The sequence below is a fragment of the Paraburkholderia flava genome (genome assembly GCF_004359985.1).
Lineage (GTDB): Bacteria > Pseudomonadota > Gammaproteobacteria > Burkholderiales > Burkholderiaceae > Paraburkholderia > Paraburkholderia flava.
The window spans coordinates 1,621,477-1,646,516 of record NZ_SMRO01000001.1 but is presented as its reverse complement, the minus strand read 5'-3'; the positions used below and the strand labels follow the sequence as shown (position 1 = coordinate 1,646,516).

The window sequence follows — 25,040 nt, the reverse complement described above, 5'->3', positions numbered from 1 at the left end:
CGCAGCGAGGGCGCGATGTCATCAGATCTGACTGCTGGCGTGCCGCTGCTGTCGGCGCGCAACATCCACAAGGCGTTTCCCGGCGTGATTGCACTCGACGACGTGTCGCTCGACGTTCATGCCGGCCGCGTGCACGCATTGATGGGCGAGAACGGTGCCGGAAAGTCGACGATGATGAAGGTCATCGCCGGCGTCTACATTCCCGACGGCGGCACGCTGCATCTCAAGGGCGAATCCGTCTCGCTGCGCTCGCCGCGCGATGCGCTGAACCGCGGCATCGCGATGATCCACCAGGAACTGAACCTGGTGCCGGAAATGACGGTGGCCGAAAACATCTGGATCGGCCGCGAGCCGCGCGGCGCGATCGGTCTGATCGACCACGGCGCGCTCAATCGACGGACCGCCGATCTGTTCGCCCAGCTCGGCATCGAAATCGATCCGCTTGCGCTGCTCGGTACGCTGAGCATCGCGAACCGGCAGATGGTCGAGATTGCGAAAGCGGTGTCGTTCGATTCGGACGTGCTGATCATGGACGAACCGACATCCGCCATTGCCGACAAGGAAGTCGATCATCTGTTCCGGATCATCGGCGAACTCAAGGCACACGGAAAAGCCATCGTCTACATCACGCACAAGATGGACGAGGTGTTCCGCATCGCGGACGACATTTCGATTTTCCGGGATGGACACCACATCGTCACGCGTGCCGCGTCGACGTTCGACAAGCACACGCTGATCGCGGCGATGGTGGGTCGTGAACTGACGCAGATATTTCCGAAGGAGCAGGTGCAGATCGGGGACGTCGCACTGTCCGTGCGCAACCTGGCGCGACGCGGCGCGTTCTCGAATGTCAGTTTCGACCTTCACTACGGCGAGATTCTGGGCGTGGCCGGTCTGATGGGCTCGGGACGGACCGAAGTGATGGAAGCGGTATTCGGCATTCATCCGGCGGACGAAGGCGACATTCTGTTCGACGGGCAGGCGGTACCGATCCGCTCGCCGCGACAGGCCATCCGGCACGGCATGGCATTTTTGACGGAGGACCGCAAAGGCACGGGTCTGTTCCTGAAACTGTCGATCGTCGAAAACATGCAGATCGCCGCGTTGCCGCATCACGATGCATTCGGCTTCGTCCGTCAGCGGCGCGTCGACGCGTTGTGCAACGGCATGTGCGACGCGCTGAAGGTCAAGACGCCCGACCTGTACGAAATCATCGAGAACCTGAGCGGCGGCAATCAGCAGAAAGTGCTGATCGCGCGATGGCTGCTCAACAAACCGCGCATTCTGATTCTCGACGAACCCACGCGAGGCGTCGACGTCGGCGCGAAAGCCGAGATCCATACGCTGATCACGAGGCTCGCGAAAGAAGGCGTTGCCATTGTCATGATCTCCTCGGAATTGCCGGAGGTGATGGGGATGAGCGACAGGATCATGGTCATGCACGAGCACACCGTCGGCGGCATCCTGCCGCGTGCACGGGCCACCCAGGAAGCCATCATGGCACTTGCTTCCGGCGTGCCGGTTGCAACCCTGCAATGAGCAATCGAGGAGACAGACATGCAAACCCCGGCGATTTCCAGCACCGATGTTTCTCGCGTGGCGCGCACTCGTTTCAGGTTCCCCCACGAGACGGGCATCGTCCTCGTGCTCATCGGCATTGCACTGGTATTCGAAGCGCTCGGCTGGATCGAACGTGGCCAGTCGTTTCTCTATAACCCGCAAGGCCTGTTGATCATGGTTCTGCGCGTCGCGGAAATCGGCCTGATCGCAGTGGGCGTGACGATGATCATTATCGCGGGCGGTATCGATCTGTCGTCGGGATCGGTCGTGGCGCTGTCGGCGATGGTGGCGGGCAGCTTCGCGCAGACGGCCGGTTACGGACGCACGGTTTTTCCGGCGCTGGTCGACCTGCCCGTGGTCGTGCCGATCGCGGTCGGCGTGCTGACCGGCGGTCTGTGCGGGCTGATCAACGGGGCGCTCATCGTTCGCACCGGTGTGCCGCCCTTCATCGTGACGCTCGGCATGATGGTGTCGGCGCGCGGGCTCGCGCGCTACTACACACACGGGCAGCCCATCAGCAGCTTTACGGATGCGTATTCGGCGATCGGTAGCGGCGCGCGGCCGGTCGAGATCTTTCTGGTGGCCGCCCTCGTCTTCCACATTGCACTGCGCTATACGCGCTTCGGCAAATGCGTCTATGCGATCGGCGGTAACGTGCAGGCCGCGCGCGTATCGGGCATCAACGTCGGACGCAATCTGCTGGCTATTTACACCATTGCGGGATTGCTGACCGGACTCGCGGGCGTCGTGGTGTCGGCGCGTGCGCAGACGAGCCAGTCGGGCATGGGTATGTCGTACGAGCTCGATGCCATTGCGGCTGCCGTGATCGGAGGCACCAGCCTCGCCGGCGGCGTGGGCCGTATCACCGGCACCGTGATCGGCGCGCTGATTCTAGGGGTGATATCGAGCGGCTTTACGTTTCTCGGGATCGATTCGTACATCCAGGAGATCGTGAAGGGGCTGATCATCGTGGCCGCCGTGGTTGCGGATCAGTATCGCAAGCGCCGCGGCAGCTGAACCCGCGACCGGTTCGTATTCCCGTCAGTGTGATCGCGATGAAATCTTCTGTTCCACTTGCGACGGACCGGTGCCATCACATGTCAGGAACGGCTATGAGTCTGTTCGTGAAGGGACAACCCGACGGCCGGGACATCGTGACGGTGACGCCGGAGAGCGCCGGCTTGCGCTATGTGGGGTTCGCCGCAAAGCGATTTGCGCAGGGCGAGACCTACGCATTCGATACCGGCGCGACCGAAGTGTGCATCGTGGTCCTGACCGGGATCGTCAGCGTGGAAACGCCCGACCAGGCGTGGCGTGAAATCGGCGATCGACGCAGTGTGTTCGATCTGAAGTCTCCGTATGCGGTTTATTTGCCGCCGCGTACGGCTGCCTCGATCCGCGCCTGTGATGCCGCCGAGGTCGCATTCGCCAGTGCGCCGGGAAAAGGCCACTACCTGGGCCGCCTGATCGAGCCGGACGGCATGGCACGCTCGGTACGCGGTAGCGGCGCGAACACACGATTCGTTTGCGACATTCTTCCGCAAAGCGAGCCGGCGGAATCGCTGCTCGTGGTCGAGGTGTGTACACCTTCCGGCCATTCGTCGAGCTATCCGCCGCACAAGCATGAGCTCGATGCGGTTCCTGACGAGAGCTTGCTCGAAGAAACGTACTACCACCGGATCGATCCGCCGCAGGGCTTTGGTTTCCAGCGGGTGTACACCGATGCGCGCGACGTCGATCAGGCGTTCGCATTCGAAGATCGCGATCTCGTCATCGTGCCGCGCGGTTATCACCCAGTCGTGATGCCGTATTGCTACGAGGGCTATTACCTGAACGTGATGGCGGGGCCGGAACGCGTCCGGCACTTCAGGAACGATCCCGCGCACGAATGGATGCTCGCCAGATGACGCATGTCGTGAACCGGTATGGACGCTTTCGTGCGGGACGTTCTTGCCGTTGACGATGCTGCATGGAGCACGGAACGCGATGACGGCGTGGGTCGGCTGGCATCGAGGCTGAGCAGGGGGTCACCATTCGGGTGACCGGTCTTGAAACTTATTTCTAAAGGCGAAAAGCGGGATGATCGAGTTTGCATTGTTCGGTGCGGGACGCATCGGAAAAATCCATGCAGCCAATCTGGCACGTCAGCCAGGCACACGACTCAGATATGTCGTGGACATGCACGACGCGTCGGCACAGTCGCTGGCGCAGACCTACGCCGCGCTGGCGGTAGACGGCGAGCGCGCGTTGACGGACCCCGCCGTGGGGGCAGTCGTGATCGCGTCGAGTACTGATACGCATGCCGAATTAATTATCAAGGCAGCTAACGCTGGTAAGGCGGTGTTCTGCGAAAAACCTGTCGATCTGACCATTGCCCGCTCGCGTGAAAGTGCAGAAGCGGTCAGGCGGAATGGTGTGACCTGCATGATCGGATTTCAAAGACGCTTCGATCCGACCTTTGCGGCATTGAAGGCGCGCATCGACCATGGCGAGATCGGCGATCCGGAGATGTTGATCATCACGAGCCGCGATCCGGGCGCGCCACCTGCCGATTACCTCCGCAGTTCGGGCGGAATCTTCAAGGACATGCTGATCCACGATCTCGATGTATTTCGCTGGATCATGGGCGACGATGCCCGGACGCTTCACGCAACCGGTAGCTGTCTGACCGACCCCGCAGTTCTGGCTGCGGGCGACATCGACTCGACAGCAGTGACCATCCGCACGAAGCGCGGCCTGCTGTGCCAGATCAATACGTCACGGCGTGCGGCTTATGGCTATGACCAGCGCTTCGAAGTGCTCGGCAGCAGGGGCATGCTGCAGGCCGGCAATGTCCGACCGACCCAGGTGAGCGCGTGGACATCGTCCGGTGTGTCCACCGATGTACCCGAACCATTTTTTCTCGAGCGCTATAGGGAAGCCTATGCAGCGGAGATCGCGCATTTCGTCGAAGCGCTGACGAAAGGCACACCTGTGCGCACGACCATCGAGGACGGGGTCAAGGCGCTCGAGCTGGCGGAACTCGCGACGTTGTCCTGGCAGCAGGAGACGGTACTCGACGTTCCTGACGGCGAGCAGGGAGAGGTATCAAGGTAGCCGTCCAATCCTCGGGAGTCGCACTGGCTCCCGAGGATTTTCAATAAAGCTGTCTATATTTAATTAAGGAGAACTAAAGTGAGGAGATTTCTGTGGATTGCCGCGACGCTGGGTGTGCCAGTACTCGCAAACGCGCAGAGCAGCGTCACGTTATACGGGATCGTCGATAACGGGCTCCAGTACGAGACAGGTATGCCCAAAGGCCACGTGTTCGGTGCGCAAAGCGGCGGATGGGCGCAATCGCGATTCGGTCTCAAGGGGGCGGAGGACCTCGGTGGCGGGACCCAGGCGATATTCCAGCTCGAGTCCCGCCTCAATACGCAAAACGGCAGCCTGGCCAACGGAACATTCTTTGCCGGGCAGGCAACCGTGGGGCTGCGCAACGACGCCTGGGGGCAATTGAAGTTCGGCAATATGGGCTCGGCTGAACTGAGTCAATATTCGGGCGACGTCGATCCACAGCAGACGAAGAAGTACGCGATCGGGACACTGGTGCGTGGACGGATCTTCTCGCAGGCCGGCAACGGGATCGAATACACGTCGCCGAAGGTCGCCGGGTTTGCGATCCAGGGTCAATATGACCTCACGAATTCGACGACCTGGAACACCGGCAATCCGGGCAGCGCACCCGGACAGCTCGGCACTTCGACCGGTCTCGGCAGCGCCCAGGGGCGTTCCGACGGTCTCAAGCTGTCGTACCAGGGCGGCAGTCTGCTCTGGCAGGCGACGTACGATGAGATTCGCGATCCCAATGGCCGGTTCAGCAACGTCTATCTTGCTTCGCGCTCTATCCTCACGGGCGCTACTTACGCGTTCGGTCCGGCGACTTTCTATGTCGGCTATCAGCATCTGAGCGCGCCTGACGCATCCAGTGCAGGCTACTTCGGCACTGCGGCACCGACTGCGTTGCCCGCCGGCACGTCGTTGCCTACCGCGGTGGATCACGAGTGGCTGGGTGCAATCTGGCAGACGACACCTGCGTTCGCCATCACCGGTGCGATCTATCATGCGAACGCGAATCGCGGGAACGGGAATGCAACGCTCTTTACGCTGGGCGCGAACTACGCGCTGTCGAAAAGAACGCTCCTATATACCGAACTGGGCTATATCCGGAACAGTTCGACGTCCAATCTCGGACTCGACAGCGGCCTGTATGGCGCGAACAGCAACAACGATCCGGTGAACGGTAGCGCGTCGAGCAGCAACCCGAATTTCGGCAAGAGCCAGTTCGGCGTCATCGCGGGTATTGCGACCCAGTTCTGAATTTTCCGCAAAGATGCGCGTCGACGATTGAGCGGTCGCAGCCCTTCGTGACTGCGACCGTCGCTGCGGATCGCGTCTGCATCCGCAGAGCCGAGCGATCCTGTTAGTCAAATGCCGACTCCGACTACTGCTGCGAGACTTTTGTCCTACCATAACGCGCAAATCATTCGCGGCCACGTGCCGACTGGAGGAGACGGTGTTTCGATCGATCATGGGACGGGCCGTGACGGCCGGCTGCACAGTGGTATTCATCGCGTCGGTGGCGGCAGGCAATGCGATGGCAGCCGACAGCGTGCCGGAGCGCTCGCTCGACTACACGCTGCACGACTTCAAGTTTTCCGACGGCACCGTGCTGCCGGAAATCCGCATCCATTACGCGACGCTTGGAACACCGCGTCGCGACGCACACGGCGTCGTGACGAACGCGGTGCTGCTGCTGCACGGCACGACCGGCACCGGCCGCGCGTTTCTCACACCGACGATGCGTCGCGAACTGTTCGCACCGGGCGAACCGCTCGATGCACAGCGCTATTTCATCGTGATGCCCGACGGGCTCGGCCGCGGCGGTTCGACTAAACCGAGCGACGGCCTGCGGATGAAGTTTCCGCACTACGGTTACGGCGACGTCGTCGAAGCGAATCATCGGTTGCTGGTGGAAGGACTCGACGTGACACATCTGCGGCTTGTGCTCGGCACGTCGATGGGCGGGATGCAGACGTGGATGTGGGGCGAGCGCTATCCGGAGATGGCCGATGCGTTGATGCCGATCGCCAGCCAGCCGGTCGCGATGGCCGGCCGCAACTGGTTCTGGCGGCAGATGGTCGTCGCGGCGATCCGCAACGATCCGGGCTGGAACGGCGGCGACTATAGCGTGCAGCCTGTGCAGTGGGCGCGCACGATGCCGGTCTTCACGATCATGACCGGCAACGCCGCGCGGATGCAGTCGGCCGCGCCCGATCGCGATGCCGCGACGCACCTCTACGACGCGACCGTCGCCGCCGCGCAGAAGAACGACGCGAACGACGTGCTGTACTGGTTCGAATCGTCGTGGGATTACGATCCGCAGCCGCAGCTCTCGCGCATCCGTGCATCGCTGTACGCCGTCAATTTCGCCGACGACCTGATCAACGCCACCGACCTCGGTGCAATGCAGCGCGCGATCGCCGCGGTGCCGCATGGCCGCTTCGTCGAAATTCCGGAGAGCCCGCAGTCATACGGCCACCAGACGCTCGCGCATCCGGAGGTGTGGAAAACGTATCTGGTCCAGTTGCTGCAGTCGAGCGAAGCGGGCACGCACTGACGGCAGCAGGCGGCGCGCGTCGCCCGTCAGTGCAGCTTGTGCGGTTTGTGCCCTTCCGGCGACGGGAAGAACGCGTTCCACGCAGCGCGCACACCTTCGGCGGCGGTCGCTTCCGCGTCGATCGTTTCGGTTTCGCCGGACCGGGCAGGATCTTCACTGAGACCGCGCCAGTGGGTAAAAACGAGCAACGGCTGCTCGGTCCATTCACCGGCGTCGAACCGTGCAAACGCGGTGTCGCCGCTCACCAGTTGAACCTCGTACCATCCGTCGCGAACCGGCGCATGGACGTTCAGCGGGAACCATCCAGTCGGCTGGATTTCCATCATGACCTCACTCATCGATCGGGAAGGCTATCAACGATGCAGGGTTCGTGCCCGAGCGCGCTACCTGACGCCGGGGTTGCGATGCAGCACGATGGTCGGCTGATTCTTGTACGACGTATGCCGCTCTTCGACGAACCCGCATTTCGCGGCCACGCGCAGCGACGCAGTGTTCTCGGGCGTGATGAGGCAGGCGATCCTGCCGTCCGGCCACTGCGCATCCGCCCAGCGCAGCGCGCCTTGCACCGCTTCGGTCGCGAAGCCCTGACCTTGAGCTTGGGGCGCGAACGCCCAGCCGATTTCCGGCTGGCCGTCGAGCGACGGCTCGATGTCGCGGTGATAATCCGCGAAGCCTACTTCGCCGAGAAAACGCCCGGTCGTCTTTTCGCTGACGACCCAGTAGCCGAAACCGAGCAGCGCCCAGTGACCGATGTAGCGCAGCAGACGCGCCCAGACTTCTTCGCGCGTCGACGGCTTGCCGCCAATGAAGCGCGTGACGTCGGCGTCGGTCCACATCGCGAAGCTGCCGTCGAAATCGTCGCGGACGTGAGGGCGCAGCACAAGGCGGTCTGTTTCGAAGGTGAGAGCGTGGGACATCGGCAAGCGGCTCGCGAAGGACATGGACCGCAAATCATCGCAGATTCGCGGTGCCATGTGGTGTCGTGTGCCGGACGCGTTATGCTGGCGCGGCGCATCGGCGCGCGTGGACCTCACGCGCGCACGGCAACCGGGAGAACACATCGATGAAACGCAAGACGCTCAACGCTTCGCGGCTGCAGGAAGAGGTCAACCGGCGTATCCACAAGCTGCACGCGATCGTCGAGGATGGTGTGAAGATCCGCGTGCCGCGTCCGCAATTGCAGGAGCCGGACAAGACCGGCTGCAACTGGACGATGAAGCACTTCGGCAATATCGCGGGCTTCGAGCGCGATGTGTCGGCGGTACTCGACGCGGTGCGCGCCGAGTACAACCTGTCGGAAGAAGCGGGTGCTTCGGGTGCATCGGGTGCATCAGGCAGTTCCGATAACGATCCGTTTGCGGGGTTTCCTGGTAACTGAGCAAACGACGCTCAGCGCGGTTCCATCGACGCGTCGTACTTGCCCAGCGCCGCCGCGCTATTGAGCCGCGCGCGTTCGAGCAGCGCCTGCTGCGCGGCCGCGAGGTTCGCCTTCTGTCCTTTCCATGCATCGAGCGGCGGCTCCTGCAGCGCACGTCCATACGAGAACGTTAGCGGCCACGGCAGCGGCGCGAGGCGGTTCATCGCGTCGAGGTTTGCGGTGGCTTCCGCCGGCGTCTGACCGCCGGATAGAAACACGATGCCCGGCACGGCGGGCGGCACCGTGCGTTTCAGCACGCGCACCGTGTGTGCGGCGATCTCCGCGGTCGACGCCTGCGGTGCATGCGTGCTGCCCGCGACCACCATGCTCGGCTTCAACAGAATGTGTTCGAGCACGACCGCGTGTCGATGCAGCGCATGAAACACCGCGTGCAACACGGCTTCGGTGACCTGCGCGCAGCGCTCGAGGGTATGGTTGCCGTCCATCAGCACTTCCGGTTCGACGATCGGCACGACGCCGGCTTCCTGACAGATCGCCGCGTAGCGCGCGAGCGAGTCGGCGTTCGCTTCGATCGCGAGGCGGCCCGGCAGCGTGTCGGAGATGTGATAGACCGCGCGCCATTTCGCGAAGCGCGCGCCCTGCCGCTTATAGCCGTCGAGGCGGCTTGCGAGTCCGTCGAGTCCTTCGGTGATCTCGTCGCCGGGTGCGTGGGCGAGCGCTAACTTTCCTGCATCGACCTTGATGCCGGGCACGATGCCCTGACGCGCGGCGACGGTCGGCAGCGGCGTGCCGGCGTCGTCGTGCTGGGTGAGCGTCTCTTCGTACAGGATCACGCCGCTGACGTACTCGCCGAGACCCGCCGTCGACAGCAGTAGCGTGCGCCAGGCCCGGCGATTTTCTTCGGTGGATTCGATGCCGATCGCGGTGAAGCGCTTCGCGATCGTCGGCCCGCTTTCGTCGGCGGCGAGGAGGCCCTTGCCTCGCTGCGCCAGTGCGTCGACGGTGGCCTGGAGTTCGGCGGACGTGTCCATTGCGTGTTCTCCTGAGCGCGGCGCAAGGACGCGCCGGGTTTGATTGCGACATGTGCGCGGCCCGGTCGGTTCCTTGGGTGGGGCCGCGACACCGCGTTTGAGTCAGGTAAGCGAATCAGGATCGATCTTGCCACCGATGATGACGAAATGGTTTCCGTTGTCGCCTGGGGCGAACAGTCGCCAGTCTTCTTCCCCGGACATACCGTCCGGTGTGACGATAAGGCGTAACGTCTTGGACCACGTGATCGACATGTCCCCTGATGCGTTTATCGATATACCTTCGACAGTGGCCGGCGGCGGACCTACCAGCAGGCTGCCGAGCTGGTCGATGGTACGTGCTGTCAGATCTGCTGACCCGCGAAGACCGGACACGTCAACGACGATCTTTCCCTTGTGCTCGACACACCAGCCGCATTGAACATGCAATGCCCACGCACCGACCTGCACCGCGACGCCTCTGAAAGTCGTGCGCGGTCGGAGCGGACCAAACTGCATGGTGAGCATGTCCGCCGCGTGATGGACGCCGCTGACCTCGAGCCCGACGAGGACGGACATGTGGCGGGTGATTTCCTGCTGTTCATCAGTCATTGTTGCCCCCGAGCACGTCCCTGGTGCGTGCGATGGACGTGGCGGATTGCATGGCAAGCAAGCGCAACCGTCGGCGCCGGTCGGGCCATTATTGGGCGGAATACCGGAGACTGGCAAATAGCCAGCAGTTCGCGTGCGCACGGCGTGCGAAAGATCGAGTCCGTGCGATAGGCAGGCTGATTTTTGCGCGGGTGGCGGCAGAGAACCCGTGCAGCCGCCCGCGCCCCCTCACGACGTAAACGTACAGGTCGTCACCTCAGCCTTATTCCGATAGTTATCGTAGGTGATCGACGTGATTGGGTGCGCGTCGTCGAACCAGGTCCGTTCCTTCAGCTTCACTTCGAGCACGAACGGTTGATCGGCGAATTGCGTCTGATGCTTTGCGCTGATGAGTTCCATCTCGACGCGGCCCATTTCCCCGCTGCCGACGATCGTGCTGCCCGCAGTGAGGCCCGTCGGGCTCGAACTGCCCGGGATGATCAGAATGGCGGTCTTCTTGCTCATGGCGATTCCTCAAGGTACGGCCGCGCCCGCGGCCGCTTCGCTGGACGAAGCGGCCGTCCAGCGACGGTCCGGATGAATGGAGTTGCCGCAGACGATGCGGCAATGAGGCCTCGAGGAAACTATCCCAGACGCAATGAAGACTGTGAATCCGGCGGACGGCCCGTGACCTTGGTCACGCGGCGCGTCGACGCAACCGCCGTATCACCCCCCCAGTATCTCGATCGCGCTGACCACCAGCGTGAAGGCGCCGATACAGCCGCCGAGCGTCACTACGCTTCGCATGAAATCCGACATCGAGGTCTCCAGTGTGATTGAAAGCACTATTTAAGCTTGAATGAAAGGGAAAAGAAAGTTTTCAAAATAAAAAACGGCAGACGCCGGGGAAGGCATCTGCCGTTGCGGTACCGCGAAACAGCAGCAAAGACGACGATAAAACCGCTCAGTGCGTCTGCGGCGGATCGTCGTTCAACGTCTGCAGGAACGCGATGATGTCGCGCATGTCCTGATCGGTCATCGCGGGCTTGTCGCCGAAATTGCGGTCGAACGGCGCGTCCTTCACGTCGACGTTCGCCTGCAGCTTCGGCGGAATGTCGTCGTATTTCTGGATCTTGCCGTCCGGGCCGCGCGGATAGAAGCGTCCCGGGTTCGTGTTGCGGTCGTTGTAGAACGCCATCACCTGATCAAGCGTGTGATAGATGCCGTTGTGGAAGAACACGTGGCGCGTCGCCGAGTTGCGCAGCGTCGGGGTGAGGAACATAGCGCAATACTGCGTCTGGTCCTTCAGATCCTGGCGGAAAGGTCCGCACACGCCGAGATCGAAGAACTTCGGATCGTGGTTCTGCGCGAGCGCGCGATTGCGCGGCACGCCGAGCGCTTCGTACTGGTAGTCGGTGAACATCGGCGGCAGGCCGTCCGCGCCCGGCTTCGACAGGTGGCAACCCGCGCAGTTGGCCTTGTTCGGATCGTTGAACAGATGCAGCCCGCGCAGTTCTGCCTGCGTCAGACGTTCCTTCCCTTCGAGCCAGCGGTCATACCGGCTGTTGTACGGATGGAACGACGGATCCTCCACCTGATAACGCGCGATCGCGAACATCGCCTCGGAAACGGCAAGCTTCGTGTCGCTGAAAATGCGCGGCCCGAACAGCTGGATGAACTGCTGTTTGTACGCCGCCTTCTGCAGCTGCTGCGCGACAGGCTCGATGCTCGCGTTGGCCATTTCAACCGGATTCAGCAGCGGACCGAACGCCTGTTGCTGCAGCGTATCCACGCGACCATCCCAGAAGAGACCGCCTTGCGGGACCATCTCCTGCGACGTGGTCGTCGTGCCGGCGGTCTTCTGCGATTTCACGACACCTGCCGACGAAGCCGCGAGCTGCGCGACGCTCGGTGCGTCGTCGGCTTCGCCCTGGTCGGGGCCGATGCTGAAGTTCGGCTGGCGGTACAGGTACATCAGCGAAGGCGGCGGGCGGTAGCCCTGCAGGTTCATCGACGTGCCGCCCAGTTGCGCGTCGAGATCGTTCGGCGGTCCGTATGCATGTGCCGGGCTGTGGCACGACGCGCACGACTGCTTGCCCGACGCGGACAGCGCCGGATCGAAGAACAGCTGCTTGCCGAGCTGCGCCACCGCGCTGAGCGGCGCGACGGCCGGCCGCATCAGCGTGACAGGGTGGGCATTCGCGCCGGTCAGGTTCTGGACCGTCTCGCCGACCGCATCCGGCACCTTGCCCGGAAACGCGAATGCGAACGCGCCGAAGCCGAGGACGGCGACCGCGAGCACCGCGACGACAGGAAGCAGCAGCTTGCGTCGGCGCCGACCTTGCGGGCCGGGACCGGTGGAGAGCGTAGCGGGAACGGGCGAAGTGGAAAGCTCGGTCATGTGGCGTTTTCTATACGGACTGACAAGCAAAAGAGCCGTGCTGCAACCGATGAACCGGCTGCAGCACGGCGGGACCTGTTGCCCGTGACCGGCGCGGGCCGGTCACGAAGGCAGTTGCAGTAGCGATCAGAAGATCAGAGAGCCGGCGCGGTGCTCACCTGCGTGCCGAGCGTCGGATCGAGGAACAGGGCCGTCGTGTTCGCGCTGCCGCTGAAGTTGAACATGCCGCGCATGTCGCCAGCGGTTGCATCGAACGAACCGCCGCCGAGACGCGCGCTGTTCAGCCAGTTGTCCTCGATGAAGCGGACGACCGATGCCTGGTTGATGAACGTGTGATCGACATAGTTCGTCTTCGCCCACGGCGACACGACCATGAACGGAATCCGCACACCCGGACCGCAGCGGCCGTTGACCGATGCGGCAGTGACGCCTGCCAGCGGCGTGCCGGTGCCGCACACGCCGTTGCCGTTCACCTGGTCGACCGCATCGAACGACGGGTTCGTCGGGGCCATGTACTGGTGGTCGTACCAGCCGTCGGAGTCGTCATACGTGATGACGACGGCGGTGTTCTTCCAGTCCGGCTGCTGCTGCAGGAAGTTGACCACCTTCGTGACGAACTGCTGCTCGTCGAGCGGATCCGAGTAGCCCGCGTGCGCGTCCTGCGCGGCCGGTGCCTTCAGGAAGCTCACCGACGGATAGTTGCCCGCCTGCACGGCCGCGAAGAAGTCGTCCGTGTCGTACTGGTGGTTTGCCGGTTCCGGCGTCTTGCCGTCGGCTTCGAGGCTCTGGCCGATCGCGGCCGTCGCGCTCGGGCGCGTGTGCGCCGGGTTCGCCGTCGACGTGTAGTACTGGAACCAGTTGTGATGCGGCACGTAGTCGGCGACGGCTGCGTTCACGGCGGTGGCGATCGTGCTGCGCTTGCAGGCCGTCGTGCCGTTGCTATTCGTCGTCGACAGGTTGAAGCCGCCCATGAAGCCGCCCCACGTGATCTTCTGCGTGTTCAGCAGATCGCCGATGTTCTTGCCGGTCATCATCGCGGTGTCGGTCGTGCTCGAGCACGTATCGTTGGCCGGATCGACGTCGTTGATCATCGTCAGGCCGCCCTGGCCGTCGTTGATGAAGTACGACGAAGCCGCGAGCGTCGACACCTGCTTCGTTGTCTTGACGATCTGCATGCCGTTGGTCTGGCCGGACACCACTTCGAGCGCGCCGGGCGTCGACGGGCCGTAGGTCGCCGTGTACGCGTTGTCGCTCATCGCGAACTTCTGCGCGTAGTTCCACAGCGCGGTCACCGTGTTGCCGTCGAAGAAGCCCATCACCTGGCCCTTCGTGCCGAATGCGCCCGCGCCGCCGCTCGTCGCCGTGCCCGTGAATTTCGGGAACAGGTCGGCTGCGCCGTTGTCGGCGGCCTGCTGCTCGGGCGTGTACGAGTGGTTCATGTCCGCCGTGGCCGCCTGCGTACGGTCGAGGCGGAACGGGTTCGCCGCGTCGGTGCCGTTCGCGGTGTTCGTGGAGTTCGGGTTCGCCGTCAGCAGCGTGCCCGACAGACCATTGACCGTCGGCGTGCCAGCGGCTGCGTTGAACGCCGGTTCACCGCTCGGGTTCGTCGCGGTCGGATAGGTCCCGAAGTAGTGGTCGAACGACACGTTCTCGCCGTAGATCACGACGAGGTGCTTGATCGGGGTGGCCGTGTTCTGGGCGTCTTGTGCGGAGACGTGATTTACGCTGTCGCTGCCGCAGGCATAGAGCGCAAGTGCCAGCCCGGTCAACGGGACGGCGATCATGGCTTGACGAAACATTTTGCGAAGCTCCACTGATTGATTGACTTCGTTGTCAGGGTCTCCGGCAGCAGCGTTCGATGCGGTCTTACGTGTGGGGAGGGCGACGCATCGCTGCTGCGGAGCCTTTTAAGGCGTGCATCAGAGCGTTCGAATTGAAACATCCGGGTGTGAAGCTACAGAGGCGGGTCGCTTTCGGAGGACTTACCGAACGATGCAATTCCGAAAGGAACGATCAGGAGCACTGCGAGATTTGCGCCACGCGGCACAGTGGCCGCGTGGCGAAGAAGAAGGGACAGTGGCCGTAGTGGTCAGGCCGTGGTTGGCTCAGCGGCGAATGCGTGAAGCGCGTCGCCTGCGAGCCGGTAGCGGACCCATTCCGATTGCGCGCTGGCTCCGATCGATTCGTAGAAACGGATTGCCGGCTCGTTCCAGTCGAGCACGCTCCACTCGAAGCGACCGCAGCCTTCGGCGATCGCGAGCTGCGCGAGATGCCGCAGCAGGCGCTTGCCCGCACCGGTGCCACGATGCTTCGGCGATACGTAGAGGTCTTCGAGGTACAGGCCTTTCTTCGCGAGCCATGTCGAGTACGACAGGAAAAACACGGCGTAGCCCGCGGGCTCGCCGTCGATTTCGCAGATCAGCGCGCGGGCCGGTGACCCCGCTTCGAACAGGCTCGTGCGGATCGTCTCGACGGTGCTCTTGACTTCATGCTCGGCTTTTTCGTAGATGGCCAGTTCGACGATGAAATCGAGAATCAGCGACGCGTCGCTTTCGACTGCGGAACGGATGTGAATCGGCAACGGGGACTCCGGGTTCTTGTTAAAAGAGGACATGTCGCTATCGTACTTCGGTTTTTATCCGCAGCCTGGGGTTGTCGACATCGTTGTTGGCCCATATCGCATCGGCTTCCGCTACGGGATCGACTTCGCGGGCGTACAGTTCGAACGCGGGCCGGTAGCGCTCTGCAAACAATCGCGTCGCGAGTTCGAGATCGCCCATGTGCGCGGCGTCGCGTGCGATGCCGCGACGCTCTGCGACGTGTTCATCCGTATCCACGAAGACCGTGAAGTCCCACCACGGTTTCAGCTCCGGGCGTTGCAGAAACGTACCGTCGACGACGAGTACCGCGTGTGGATCGGCGACCTCGAACGTCAGCGGCAGCGGTACGTCTGCGGCAAGATCGAACGATGTCGTGCAGTAGCTTCGATCTCCTTGCGGTCCGAGCGGCGCGAGCAGAAGACGCACGATCGCGTCGAGGTCGCGAGCGTCCCGGTAGTAGCCCTCCGCCGAATAGCGGCCCCGCGCATAGCGTTCGGCCTTGGGCCGGTGAAAGCCATCGATCGATGTCCGGATTACGGGGCGGCCCGATTGCTGGATTGCAGTTGCAAGCTCGTTGGCGAGGGTTGTCTTGCCCGATGCAGTGCGTCCGTCGATTGCGATTCGTAGCGGCCCCGGCGAATTCATTTCGACGATTCTGCTGGCCAGGGTCTCGACTGCTTTCGCGCGGGTGTCTGTCATCAATTTCTCTCCGTGTTTTCTGCAGGGATTGTGCGGGAGTCGAGCGATGTCTTGCAATTGGCGGGAGGAGTCGGGAAAATTGACAGTGCCGCGCCACGCCGCTACATTGACCACATGAACGCACGACTCGTTACCACCGCGACCACCACCACGACGACCGCCACCGGCGGGTCGACGGGAGGTCGCGTGTCGAGGTAAATGCAGTAACGCGTCACACACGAACCCGAAGCCCCGCCCGTACCGGACGGGGCTTTTTCATTTGCGTTCTCCGTCCGGTTGTCGTGCGCAACCTGAAGGAGAATGCCGTGGAAGAAGTCGATCATCGTGCGCTTGGCCAGGCGCTCGATCTGTTTCATCAGCAGGACGAAGGCCCTGGCATGGTCTTCTGGCATCCGCGCGGATGGGCGTTGTATCGCGCGATAGAAAACTACATCCAGACGCGAATGCAGCAGGCTGGCTTTCGCGAGATCCGTACTCCGCAACTGCTCGCACGATCGCTGTGGGAACGAAGCGGCCATTGGGACAAGTTTGGCGCGGCGATGTACTCGCTCGACAGCGATGGACGTGACGCTTGTCTGAAGCCGATGAGCTGTCCGTGTCACGTGCAGATTTTCGGGCAGCGTGTGCGGTCGCATCGCGAGCTGCCGGTGCGCTATGCGGAGTTCGGCGCGGTGCACCGCGCGGAGCCTTCGGGGGCATTGCATGGACTGATGCGGGCGCGCGCGTTCACGCAGGACGATGCGCACGTGTTCTGCACGCCGGAGCAGGTGATCGACGAGTTGGTGCGCTTCTGCGCATTGCTGCGGCACGTGTACGCTGATTTCGGCTTCGAGCGCTTCGACGTGGCGCTATCGACGCGTCCCGCGAGTCGCGCGGGCGACGACGCGATGTGGGACCGTGCAGAAGCGCTGCTTGCGCGAGCCGCCGAAGCGGCGGGTCTTGCCCCGCGCATTCAACCGGGCGACGGTGCGTTCTACGGACCGAAGCTCGAATTCCTGCTGACCGACCGCTATGGGCGCGATTGGCAATGCGGCACGGCGCAACTCGACTACGTGCTGCCCGATCGGCTCGATGCCAGCTATGTCGGGAGCGACGGCGCGAAAGCGCGCCCCGTGATGATCCATCATGCGGTGCTCGGCAGTCTCGAGCGTTTCATCGGCATCCTGCTCGAACACCATGATGGCTGGCTACCGGGCTGGCTCGCGCCGGACCAGGTCGTTGTCGCGAACATCGGCGAGCGGGAACACGACTACGCATGCAGGCTCGCGGCGCGCTTCACCGATGCCGGGCTGCGCGTGCTGTCCGACTTTCGTGCGGAGCGTCTGCCGCGCAAGATCGTCGATGCGCGTGCATATCGATTGCCGGTGATGGCAATCGTCGGGGCGCGCGAAGCGGCAAGTGGTGCGGTGACACTGCGGCGGCGCGACGGTACGCAGGCGACGCTGCACGCCGACGAGGCGATCGCGAGGTTGCGCGAAGAGTGTGCTTCTCCAGCCGGTCGAGTAGAGCAGTTGCGTCTGGCGCTCGACGAGGCGGTCGGTGCGGCTTAGTCGACCAGCGGCGCACGTGGCCGCTACGGTATGCTAAAGCCCATCGCCGCGCTCCCGAACTCTCTCACCTTTCGATGCCCAAAGCCCTTCCACCCGATCTGCACACCGGCCCCGATCACGGACGCTCGCTCGCGCGACACTACGTGCGCGGCACGCGCATCGATCCGCATCGGCACGACTGGGCGCAGGTGTTGTATGCGGCGGCGGGTGTGATGTGGGTGGAGATCGGCAGGGAAGCGCTCGTCGTGCCGCCGCAGCGCGCCGTGTGGTTGCCGCCGGACACCGAGCATTCGATCTCGATGATGAGCGCCGTCGACATGCGCAACGTCTATCTGCACAAGCGCTACGTGCAGCATCTGAGCAAGGCGCCGGACGTGTTCGACGTGAGCGGACTGCTGCGCGAACTGATCACGACGCTCGCCGAGCATGAACCCGAGCGCGACGAAAAATATCTGCAGACTGCGTATCGGCTCATCGTGATGGAACTCGCGCATGCGCGCCGGCACGTGCAGCGTATTCCGCTGCCGGGTCCGTCGGACAAGCGGCTCACGATGCTGTGCGAAGCGGTGATCGCACACCCGTCACTGGAGATTGGTTTCGAACAGCACGCGGAGACAGTCGGTGCGAGTTCGCGCACGCTGTCGCGGCTGTTTCAACGCGAGCTCGGAATGGGCTTCGCCGAATGGCGACGTCAGGTGCAGCTCGCGGTCGCCGTGTCGTGGCTCGCGGAGGGGCAGCCGGTGAGTCGTGTCGCGCGTTCGCTCGGCTATCTGCCGAGCAGTTTCAGCGACATGTTTCGCCGCGAACTCGGCGTACCGCCTACTGGCCTGCATCCGCACCGGACGCTCGAAGAGTCGTCCGGCGAGGACAGCACGACCTGAATCTGAACGGCGGTCACTGCGGCTTCTTCGCGGCCTTCACAATCTCCGCACGATGACGTTCCTCGTCCGCTTGCAGTTCGGGCGTGAATTCGGCGCCGAAATCGGCGACTTCATACAGCGGACGGATTTCGATGTCGGAGTCGGTGAGCATCGGATTCGGGCAGCGCCGCACCCACTCGACCGCTTCCTCCATCGATTTGACTTGCCACAGCCAGAACCCCGCGACGAGTTCCTTCGTTTCGGCGAATGGCCCATTGATCACGGTGCGCTTGCTGCCCGAGAAATGCACCCGCTTGCCGCGCGAACTCGGATGCATCCCTTCGCCCATGAGCATCACGCCGGCTTTGACCAGTTCTTCGTTGAACTTGCCCATTGCCGCTAACAGCTCCGTGCTGGGCATCTTGCCGGTTTCCGATTCGTTCGTCGCTTTCACCATCACCATGACACGCATCGTCTTCTCCTTGAATTCACTGACCGGGTTGTCGGAGCCATGCGCCCAGCCGGTTGGCATCGGGTTTTGGGCTGGCTCTCATACAGCACGACGAACGAGGGGAGCGTGAATCGACAGCAGCGGGAAAATTCTTTTGAGTCGTGGCAAAGGCGACATTCGTGAGGCAAAGCCCCCTTTTCTACCGCTGGCCCCAGAGGGTTTGAGCGGACACACCGCCGTCGATCAGCTGTTCGGCGTAAACAGCGGACGCGCGCCGCGCATCGCCTGCGCTTTGAAACGGGCGCGCTCCCGGTACGCGGAATACGCGGCTACGCGGGCTGTCCGTCGTCGTGTCCGATTCGGAAATACGAACGGATGCGTCGAAGCCTTCGTCATAGTTATGTCCGAATCCCGTTTGCGTCGCTTGACGCGGATAGACGAGCGGACAGATTTCGAGTCCCCGATAAAAACGGGAAGTAGTTGTCATGATGTGTTCCTGAGGCTGCGGCATGCAGCCGGTATTGAATGGGTAGGGCTTTCCGCTGTTTAGACGGATATGAAGCGGGCGTGCTCCCGCGAAGGGAAGCGTCCCAGGACAGGCAAGATAAAAAGAGCGAGCCTTGCGGGATGGATTCTGTGCGTACGCGGATCACGGCACGCATAAGCGTGAGCCTACGCTACAGCTATTTAAACTGCGGTTCGGTTGGTGGCCCTGGAGAGCCACGCTGCCATGGTGGATTTCTGCAGCAGAATGCCTTCGCAGACGAGCCGGGTTTCAAAGAAACCACCGGATTCCGCTGTGGCAATTCCCGACGAATAGACGTCGATTTCCTGAAGTACCAAAACGTGTATACGGGTCAGCTCGTGGACCGCGTCGTCGGTTGATTGATTCGACCGATCTGCGGATAGCGGGCGTACGGCGGTGGAATCCGCCTGACTCGATGGCGGGAGGGGCGTCCCGTTGTCGATTCTGCGCAGACACTCGGCCAGCATGCGTTGCTGGTCGAGCGTTTGCGTCAGACATGCTGTGACGGGGCCCGCGAGCGCGGCCTGACCGGCGTGCCGATCGCTGAACTGCTTCAGCGATCGTTCGACGTCCTGCGCCAACGCATACGCGCGTCGCAGCACATGCAGCAGATCTTGCCGTGGGTCAGCCATGGCGGGCGACCGCCTTTCTGAAAACGCGATGCGTGATCACCCTTCGTCATTGCGAAAGAGCGCACGGTGAAGCGTGTGCGCCCGCAAGTCAGTCAGGGCCAGCAGATTTAGAGCGGGGTGATGTTCGCAGCCTGCAAACCTTTCTCGCCGCGCTTCGTTTCGTAGCTGACTTTCTGGTTTTCGGCCAGTGTCTTGAAGCCCTCGCCGCGCACTTCCGAGAAATGTGCGAACAGGTCGTCGCCGCCTGCGTCGGGCGTGATGAAGCCGAAGCCTTTGCTATCGTTGAACCACTTGACGGTGCCGGTATCCATGAGAATTCCTTGATAAAAATTTAGGTCGTTTCGGAGCGAAACGGGAAACGAGGATCAAGGAGAGAGAGGACAACGAATACCGCGCAATAAGCGGTTGATTGATGAGCAGCAATCGAACTTCTTGAACTTCAGGGCTGAACATACGCACTAGCTTGTAAACGGTCAAGGCATTTCTGGTAACACCTTGCTTGAGATCCGCTCGACAAAGAGCGGAATCGCGATCGAAGTTTATGTCGACATGCAGCGTTGCCTATTATCTGGCGTACGAACGATTCTCGGGTGGGGTCGCATCAATCCGGGTCACTGGCACGCAGTTCGCATGTATAGTGCGTGTTCCCTTGTCGAGGAGCGACCATGTCCGCATCCCTGTCCCTTCTTTACAAGGGGTTTGAACTGTATCCCCTCGTTTTTGCGCGTGCATTTAATCGCTTCGACGGGCATTCGCGTTATGCGGAAGGCTACGATGTCGCGGTGCGTATCTGCCGCCAGGGTGCCTCGGGTGCAACCGGCGCGAGCCGTGTTTTCAGGTTGGAACGGGAGGACGTCTTCACGGACTTCGGCATTGCCCGACGCGCTGCCCGCCAGCAAGGTCAGGACATCGTCGACGGGAAGGTGGCCGGTGCTTCGGTAGGCGACCTGTAACGCGTTCGACGGTTGACGACCTTGGCCGATACTTCGCGAACCTGCGATCTCCAATGCGTCGTCGCGAACGCGCGCTGTCTATTTCATATCAAAGGAATGATTTGACCACAGTAATTCTTAAACCCGACGAGCCCGTCGAGGTCGCTATCCGCCGTTTCCGCCGTTCGATCGAATCCACCGGCCTGATCAAGGAACTGCGTGCACGTACGGCCTATGAGAAGCCGACCACCGAACGCAAACGCAAGAAGGCGATGGCTGTCGCGCGACTGCGCAAGCAGATCCGGCGTTCGATGCCGCCGAAAAAGCAGTACTGATACCGGTTGTCGATCGGCGCACGCGTGTGATGCGTGCATCAGGTGATCGGGCGCGATGACGCGGCGCAAGCCCGCAGCATCGACGCCGGTCACCCGTCTCACCTCTCGTTGTCCCCGATCGGTTGGCGCGCCGAACGGGTGCTTTGCAGTCTCTTTGCAGTCTCTTTCCCGCCCGCCCGCGCTGTCCGATATTCGAATGCCTTTGTCCAGACAGCCGCCATTCCGCCATCTAGACTTCGCCCTGAAGCTGCTCGATGCAGCACCTGTCACAGCACCGACCTCAGGAGCGATCTCATGAAAGCCATCCAGTTCAAGACTTCCGGCACGCCCGACGTACTCGACTACCTCGACCTTCCCGACCCGCAGCCCGCACCCGGCAACGCGCTCGTGCGCGTGAAAAGCGCGTCGGTGAATCCGAGCGACGTGAAGAACGTCGGCGGTCACTTCGAGCACACGACGTTGCCGCGCGTGCCGGGTCGCGATTTCAGCGGGACGGTCGTTGCCGGTCCCGACGAATGGCTCGGTGTCGATGTCTGGGGCACGGGTGGTGATATCGGTTTCACGCGTAACGGCACGCACGCCGAGTTGCTCGAAATCCCGGTCGCCGCGTTGAGCCGCAAGCCGTCGACGCTGAGCCACGAACAGGCGGCGTCGATCGGTGTGAACTTCGTGGTCGCGTGGCTTGGCACGGTCGAGTACGCGAAGCTTGCCGAAGGCGAGACGATCGTCGTGATCGGCGCATCGGGCGGCGTGGGCGGCGCGGTGACGCAGATCGCGAAAGCGCGCGGCGCGCGCGTGATCGCGCTGGATCGTCATCAGCCTGCCGATGGTTCGCCGGCCGCGCGGTTACTCGACCACTACGTGCCGATCGACGACCACGCTGTCGAGCAAGTCCGCGCGCTGACGAACGGCGCAGGCGCCGACGTTGTGTACGACGCGGTGGGCGGCGTGATGTTCGAAACGGCGCTCGCGCTCGTGAAGCAGCGCGGCCGCGTCGTCGAGATCAGCGCGACGGGCAAGCGTCGCGTCGAGTTTGATCTGATCGACTTCTATCACAACGAAACCCAGCTGTTCGGTGCGGACAGCGCGAAGCTTGGTGTCGCGGAAGCCGCTCCGCTGATGACGGCGCTCGCCGAAGGCTTCGAGAGCGGTCGCTTCGAAGCGCCGGTGATTGCGCAGCGTTTTCCGCTCTCGCAGGCGCGCGAAGCGTACGCGGCGGTCGCGGCCGGCACGCGCGGTCGCGTGGTGATCGATCTGTCGTGAGCGATGCAAGGAGAGGAGTCTGTGATGAAACCTTATCTGGTCTCGCTTGCGGTCGGTGTTGCGGTGGGTCTGCTGTACCACCTCGTCGACGTCAAATCGCCGGCGCCACCGACGATCGCGCTGGTCGGGCTGCTCGGCATGCTGGGCGGCGAGCATCTGATTCCCGTCGTGCGCACGCTGCTGTCGCACGTTTGATGGGTCAGCCGCGCGTGCGATGTGGACGCGCCGCATCGCGCAACCGTTCGACGAGCGCCAGCACTTCCGCGCGTCGTTCGTGACGTGCGGTGACGAGGTGGTACGCGAGCGGACACGTCACGCTAAACCGGCTCACGCGTACCAGCGGACTCTGCGCGAGCCACGCATCGACGATCGGTGCACGCGCGAGCGCGATGCCGAGACCGGCTTCGGCGGCAGCGAGCACGAGGGTGTAGTCCTCGAACCGACGATCCTGCACACGTGGCTTCAATGCGACGCCGCGCGCCGCGAACCACGCGCGCCAGCCGGTCAGATCGGAATCGTGCAGTAGTGGCTGCGTGTGAAGCGCGTCGATGCCGCCGCCCTTCACACGTGCGGCGAGCGTCGGATGCGCGACGGGATACAACGTTTCGGTGATCAGACGCTCCGCGTCGAGGTTCGGCCATGCGCCGCGTCCGTAGCGTATGGCGATGTCGGCCTCGCCGGCTGCGACGTCGACGGTGCGGTTCTCGATCTGGATCTGGACCTGCAGCGGCGGCGTACCGCCTTCGAGCGCGGCGAGCCGGTCGAACAGCCACAGCTTCGCGAACGCGGGCACGATGCTGATTTTCACGGCTCGCGTGGTGCGGCTCGCGCGCCACTGATCCGCTGCTTCGTCGATCACCTGAAACGCGTGCTCGATGCGCCCGACGAAGCGTTGCCCGTCGGGCGTCAGACGCACGCCGCGTCCATGTCGTTCGAACAGCGCGACGCCCAGCCAGTTTTCCACCGCACTGATACGTCGGCTGATCGCGCCGTGCGTGACGCCGCTCGCGTCGGCGGCCGCGCTGAACGAGCCCACGCTCGCAACGAGACAAACGGTTTCGAGGCTGGCAAGCGGCGGTCTTGTCGGGGTGTGCATGGCATTCACATCAGAGCATCGATCTGTGCGCTAGCTTAGCAGCTCGCCGCGCGGCACGATAAGCGCATGAATACCTCTACGTTATTGCGCAGACGGCCCGCGTCGCTCGCGGCCATCGGTGCGGTCGCCTTCACGGTGCTGTCGTGGGCGTCCGCGTTTCCATTCATCCGTATCGGTCTGCAGGGGCTCGCGCCGTTGCAGCTTGCGGCCGCGCGGTTCGCGACGGCTGCTGTGCTGATCGTCGTCTGGCTCGTCGTGCAGCGGCCTAAGCGTCCGACGTTGCGTCATGCGGGGCTTTTCGTGCTGTGCGGCTTCTTCGGCATCGCGCTGTACAACGCGCTTCTGAACACCGGCGAACTGACGGTCGCCGCAGGAGCGGCGAGCTTCATCGTGAACACGCTGCCGATTTTCACGGCGGTACTCGCGACGATCTTCCTCGGCGAGCGTTTCAACCGTTGGGGCTGGGCGGGTTCGCTGTTTAGTCTCGCGGGCATCGGGTTGATCGCGAGTGGTCAGCCGGGTGGTCTTGCACTCGGCGCGGGTGCAAGCCTCGTGCTCGGCGCAGCGATGTGCTCCGCGCTCTATTTCGTGCTGCAGCGTCGGTTGATTCCGGTGTATGGGCCGCTCGCGTGTACCGCGTACACGCTGCTCGCCGGTGCGGTGCTGCTGTCGCCGTGGTTGCCAGGCGCGTTGCATGCGCTGTCGACTGCTTCGCATGAAACGTGGTTCGCCGTGCTCGAACTCGGCATCTTTCCGGCGGCGCTCGGTTACGCGACGTGGACGATCGCGCTCGGGCACTTTGGCGCGGCGCGCGCTTCGAATTTTCTTTATCTGACGCCTGCGGTTGCGATGCTGCTGTCGATCGGCATGACCAGCGAACGTCCCGGCGTGTCGACGTTGATCGGCGGATTGATGGCGATCGGTGGCGTGGTGTTCGTTGCGCTGCGCGGACGCAGCTGAAGTTCAGCGCGCGACAACCTCGTGCGCGGTGTCCACCAAATCGCGGAACAGCTTCGCGAGCACCGACTGCCGCTGCCACAGCACGCCAAAGCGACGCGGCTCGGTCTTGACCGGCAACGGCAGCTTTGCGACGCGCGGACCCGCGAGCAGCGGCGACGAGATGTCGGGCACGGGGTTGCTCAACTACGTCGGCGAAAAGCGGCCGGCCCACATGGAGCGGCCGCGGATAATTCGCGAAAGCCTCGGCGGCACCGGCGACGTTGCGATTCTCACGGCGGTCAACCGGATGGAGCTGATGCCGCTCGCGGCGTTGCGCTGAATGCCGCTGAATGCAAATGCGGCAGCCCGCACGCGTGGCGTTGTCGCGCCGCGCGTGCGGAACCGATGGCGTAAATCTTGAGTGGATTAGTGAAAGATCAGGTAAAGAATCACCAGCACGATCACCGGGACGCCGAGTAACCAGCCGAGCAGATAAGGCATGACGATGCCCTCCTCATGGTTGTCCCCGAAGCGCGGAATGGCTTCGTGGGAAGTTCATGA

Annotated in this window: 30 protein-coding genes; 15 read left to right on the top strand and 15 right to left on the bottom strand. The window is 63.0% G+C overall.

The window, feature by feature from the left end:
• The first annotated feature begins 15 nt into the window (after positions 1–15).
• The 6 genes from E1748_RS07345 (at position 16) to E1748_RS07320 (ending at position 7,219) form a co-directional block, all read left to right on the top strand.
• A complete protein-coding gene (locus E1748_RS07345) occupies positions 16–1,539 on the top strand; it encodes a sugar ABC transporter ATP-binding protein (RefSeq protein WP_133646438.1) in 1,524 nt (507 codons plus the stop codon).
• An 18-nt stretch (positions 1,540–1,557) separates the two neighbouring features.
• Positions 1,558–2,577: an ABC transporter permease gene (locus E1748_RS07340; RefSeq protein WP_133646437.1), complete on the top strand. Its 1,020-nt coding sequence runs from the start codon at positions 1,558–1,560 to the stop codon at positions 2,575–2,577.
• A gap of 95 nt (positions 2,578–2,672) precedes the next feature.
• Entirely contained in the window at positions 2,673–3,467 is a 795-nt protein-coding gene (gene iolB / locus E1748_RS07335; RefSeq protein WP_133647285.1) for a 5-deoxy-glucuronate isomerase, read from the top strand.
• 172 nt (positions 3,468–3,639) lie between these two features.
• A complete protein-coding gene (gene iolG, locus E1748_RS07330) occupies positions 3,640–4,656 on the top strand; it encodes an inositol 2-dehydrogenase (protein ID WP_133646436.1) in 1,017 nt (338 codons plus the stop codon).
• A gap of 78 nt (positions 4,657–4,734) precedes the next feature.
• Positions 4,735–5,919, top strand: a complete 1,185-nt coding sequence (locus E1748_RS07325) for a porin (RefSeq protein WP_133646435.1) — start codon at positions 4,735–4,737, stop codon at positions 5,917–5,919.
• A gap of 196 nt (positions 5,920–6,115) precedes the next feature.
• Positions 6,116–7,219 carry an alpha/beta fold hydrolase gene (locus tag E1748_RS07320; RefSeq protein WP_420819291.1) on the top strand — a complete coding sequence of 368 codons (1,104 nt, stop codon included), beginning with the start codon at positions 6,116–6,118 and terminating at the stop codon, positions 7,217–7,219.
• 26 nt (positions 7,220–7,245) lie between these two features.
• Here the strand turns inward: E1748_RS07320 and E1748_RS07315 are convergent, their stop codons facing one another.
• Both E1748_RS07315 and E1748_RS07310 read right to left on the bottom strand, forming a co-directional pair.
• Positions 7,246–7,545: a hypothetical protein gene (locus E1748_RS07315; protein ID WP_205965205.1), complete on the bottom strand. Its 300-nt coding sequence runs from the start codon at positions 7,543–7,545 to the stop codon at positions 7,246–7,248.
• 57 nt (positions 7,546–7,602) lie between these two features.
• A complete protein-coding gene (locus E1748_RS07310; protein WP_133646434.1) occupies positions 7,603–8,136 on the bottom strand; it encodes a GNAT family N-acetyltransferase in 534 nt (177 codons plus the stop codon).
• A 146-nt stretch (positions 8,137–8,282) separates the two neighbouring features.
• Here E1748_RS07310 and E1748_RS07305 point away from each other — a divergent pair, with 146 nt between their 5' ends.
• Entirely contained in the window at positions 8,283–8,597 is a 315-nt protein-coding gene (locus tag E1748_RS07305; protein WP_133646433.1) for a hypothetical protein, read from the top strand.
• 11 nt (positions 8,598–8,608) lie between these two features.
• Here E1748_RS07305 and E1748_RS07300 read toward each other — a convergent pair whose 3' ends face one another.
• The 7 genes from E1748_RS07300 to E1748_RS07270 form a co-directional block, all read right to left on the bottom strand.
• Positions 8,609–9,628, bottom strand: a complete 1,020-nt coding sequence (locus E1748_RS07300) for a class I fructose-bisphosphate aldolase (RefSeq protein ID WP_133646432.1) — start codon at positions 9,626–9,628, stop codon at positions 8,609–8,611.
• A gap of 102 nt (positions 9,629–9,730) precedes the next feature.
• On the bottom strand, positions 9,731–10,216 hold the full coding sequence (locus tag E1748_RS07295; RefSeq protein WP_133646431.1) for a hypothetical protein: 486 nt from the start codon (positions 10,214–10,216) through the stop codon (positions 9,731–9,733).
• Between the two features lie 228 nt (positions 10,217–10,444).
• A complete protein-coding gene (locus tag E1748_RS07290) occupies positions 10,445–10,720 on the bottom strand; it encodes a hypothetical protein (protein ID WP_133646430.1) in 276 nt (91 codons plus the stop codon).
• A 439-nt stretch (positions 10,721–11,159) separates the two neighbouring features.
• A complete protein-coding gene (locus tag E1748_RS07285; protein ID WP_133646429.1) occupies positions 11,160–12,596 on the bottom strand; it encodes a cytochrome-c peroxidase in 1,437 nt (478 codons plus the stop codon).
• Positions 12,597–12,730: 134 nt separating this feature from the next.
• Entirely contained in the window at positions 12,731–14,395 is a 1,665-nt protein-coding gene (locus tag E1748_RS07280; protein WP_133646428.1) for a phospholipase C, read from the bottom strand.
• A 290-nt stretch (positions 14,396–14,685) separates the two neighbouring features.
• Positions 14,686–15,177 carry a GNAT family N-acetyltransferase gene (locus tag E1748_RS07275; RefSeq protein WP_133647282.1) on the bottom strand — a complete coding sequence of 164 codons (492 nt, stop codon included), beginning with the start codon at positions 15,175–15,177 and terminating at the stop codon, positions 14,686–14,688.
• Between the two features lie 37 nt (positions 15,178–15,214).
• Positions 15,215–15,895, bottom strand: coding sequence for a nucleoside/nucleotide kinase family protein (locus tag E1748_RS07270; protein ID WP_133646427.1), 681 nt, complete (start codon positions 15,893–15,895; stop codon positions 15,215–15,217).
• Positions 15,896–16,200: 305 nt separating this feature from the next.
• Between E1748_RS07270 and thrS the strand changes: the two genes are divergently transcribed.
• Both thrS and E1748_RS07260 read left to right on the top strand, forming a co-directional pair.
• Complete coding sequence (thrS, locus tag E1748_RS07265; protein WP_133646426.1) at positions 16,201–17,445, top strand: threonine--tRNA ligase; 1,245 nt, start codon at positions 16,201–16,203, stop codon at positions 17,443–17,445.
• A gap of 74 nt (positions 17,446–17,519) precedes the next feature.
• Positions 17,520–18,326, top strand: a complete 807-nt coding sequence (locus tag E1748_RS07260) for an AraC family transcriptional regulator (RefSeq protein WP_133646425.1) — start codon at positions 17,520–17,522, stop codon at positions 18,324–18,326.
• 13 nt (positions 18,327–18,339) lie between these two features.
• Here the strand turns inward: E1748_RS07260 and E1748_RS07255 are convergent, their stop codons facing one another.
• From E1748_RS07255 to E1748_RS07240, 4 genes are all read right to left on the bottom strand, one after another.
• A complete protein-coding gene (locus E1748_RS07255) occupies positions 18,340–18,777 on the bottom strand; it encodes a YciI family protein (RefSeq protein ID WP_133647281.1) in 438 nt (145 codons plus the stop codon).
• A 178-nt stretch (positions 18,778–18,955) separates the two neighbouring features.
• Positions 18,956–19,243, bottom strand: a complete 288-nt coding sequence (locus E1748_RS07250; protein WP_133646424.1) for a hypothetical protein — start codon at positions 19,241–19,243, stop codon at positions 18,956–18,958.
• Between the two features lie 200 nt (positions 19,244–19,443).
• Positions 19,444–19,914 (bottom strand): DUF892 family protein, encoded by a 471-nt coding sequence (locus tag E1748_RS07245; protein WP_133646423.1) that lies wholly within the window; start codon positions 19,912–19,914, stop codon positions 19,444–19,446.
• Between the two features lie 107 nt (positions 19,915–20,021).
• Positions 20,022–20,225, bottom strand: coding sequence for a cold-shock protein (locus E1748_RS07240; RefSeq protein ID WP_133646422.1), 204 nt, complete (start codon positions 20,223–20,225; stop codon positions 20,022–20,024).
• Between the two features lie 354 nt (positions 20,226–20,579).
• Here E1748_RS07240 and E1748_RS07235 point away from each other — a divergent pair, with 354 nt between their 5' ends.
• The 4 genes from E1748_RS07235 (at position 20,580) to E1748_RS07220 (ending at position 22,639) form a co-directional block, all read left to right on the top strand.
• The gene (locus E1748_RS07235) at positions 20,580–20,867 is read left to right on the top strand and encodes a hypothetical protein (RefSeq protein WP_133646421.1); all 288 of its coding nucleotides are present in this window, start codon (positions 20,580–20,582) and stop codon (positions 20,865–20,867) included.
• Positions 20,868–20,968: 101 nt separating this feature from the next.
• Entirely contained in the window at positions 20,969–21,181 is a 213-nt protein-coding gene (gene rpsU / locus E1748_RS07230) for a 30S ribosomal protein S21 (protein ID WP_133646420.1), read from the top strand.
• Positions 21,182–21,475: 294 nt separating this feature from the next.
• Positions 21,476–22,444: a quinone oxidoreductase family protein gene (locus E1748_RS07225; RefSeq protein WP_133646419.1), complete on the top strand. Its 969-nt coding sequence runs from the start codon at positions 21,476–21,478 to the stop codon at positions 22,442–22,444.
• Positions 22,445–22,468: 24 nt separating this feature from the next.
• On the top strand, positions 22,469–22,639 hold the full coding sequence (locus tag E1748_RS07220) for a DUF1427 family protein (protein WP_133646418.1): 171 nt from the start codon (positions 22,469–22,471) through the stop codon (positions 22,637–22,639).
• A gap of 4 nt (positions 22,640–22,643) precedes the next feature.
• On the opposite strand, the gene E1748_RS07215 is transcribed toward E1748_RS07220, so the two are convergent.
• On the bottom strand, positions 22,644–23,540 hold the full coding sequence (locus E1748_RS07215) for a LysR substrate-binding domain-containing protein (protein WP_133646417.1): 897 nt from the start codon (positions 23,538–23,540) through the stop codon (positions 22,644–22,646).
• 66 nt (positions 23,541–23,606) lie between these two features.
• Here E1748_RS07215 and E1748_RS07210 point away from each other — a divergent pair, with 66 nt between their 5' ends.
• The gene (locus tag E1748_RS07210; protein ID WP_133646416.1) at positions 23,607–24,500 is read left to right on the top strand and encodes a DMT family transporter; all 894 of its coding nucleotides are present in this window, start codon (positions 23,607–23,609) and stop codon (positions 24,498–24,500) included.
• Between the two features lie 3 nt (positions 24,501–24,503).
• Here E1748_RS07210 and E1748_RS07205 read toward each other — a convergent pair whose 3' ends face one another.
• Entirely contained in the window at positions 24,504–24,671 is a 168-nt protein-coding gene (locus tag E1748_RS07205; protein WP_205965204.1) for a type 2 periplasmic-binding domain-containing protein, read from the bottom strand.
• A 4-nt stretch (positions 24,672–24,675) separates the two neighbouring features.
• On the opposite strand from E1748_RS07205, the gene E1748_RS31720 reads away from it, so the two are divergent.
• Positions 24,676–24,819, top strand: coding sequence for a 2-hydroxycarboxylate transporter family protein (locus E1748_RS31720; protein WP_240766392.1), 144 nt, complete (start codon positions 24,676–24,678; stop codon positions 24,817–24,819).
• Positions 24,820–25,040 lie beyond the last annotated feature (221 nt).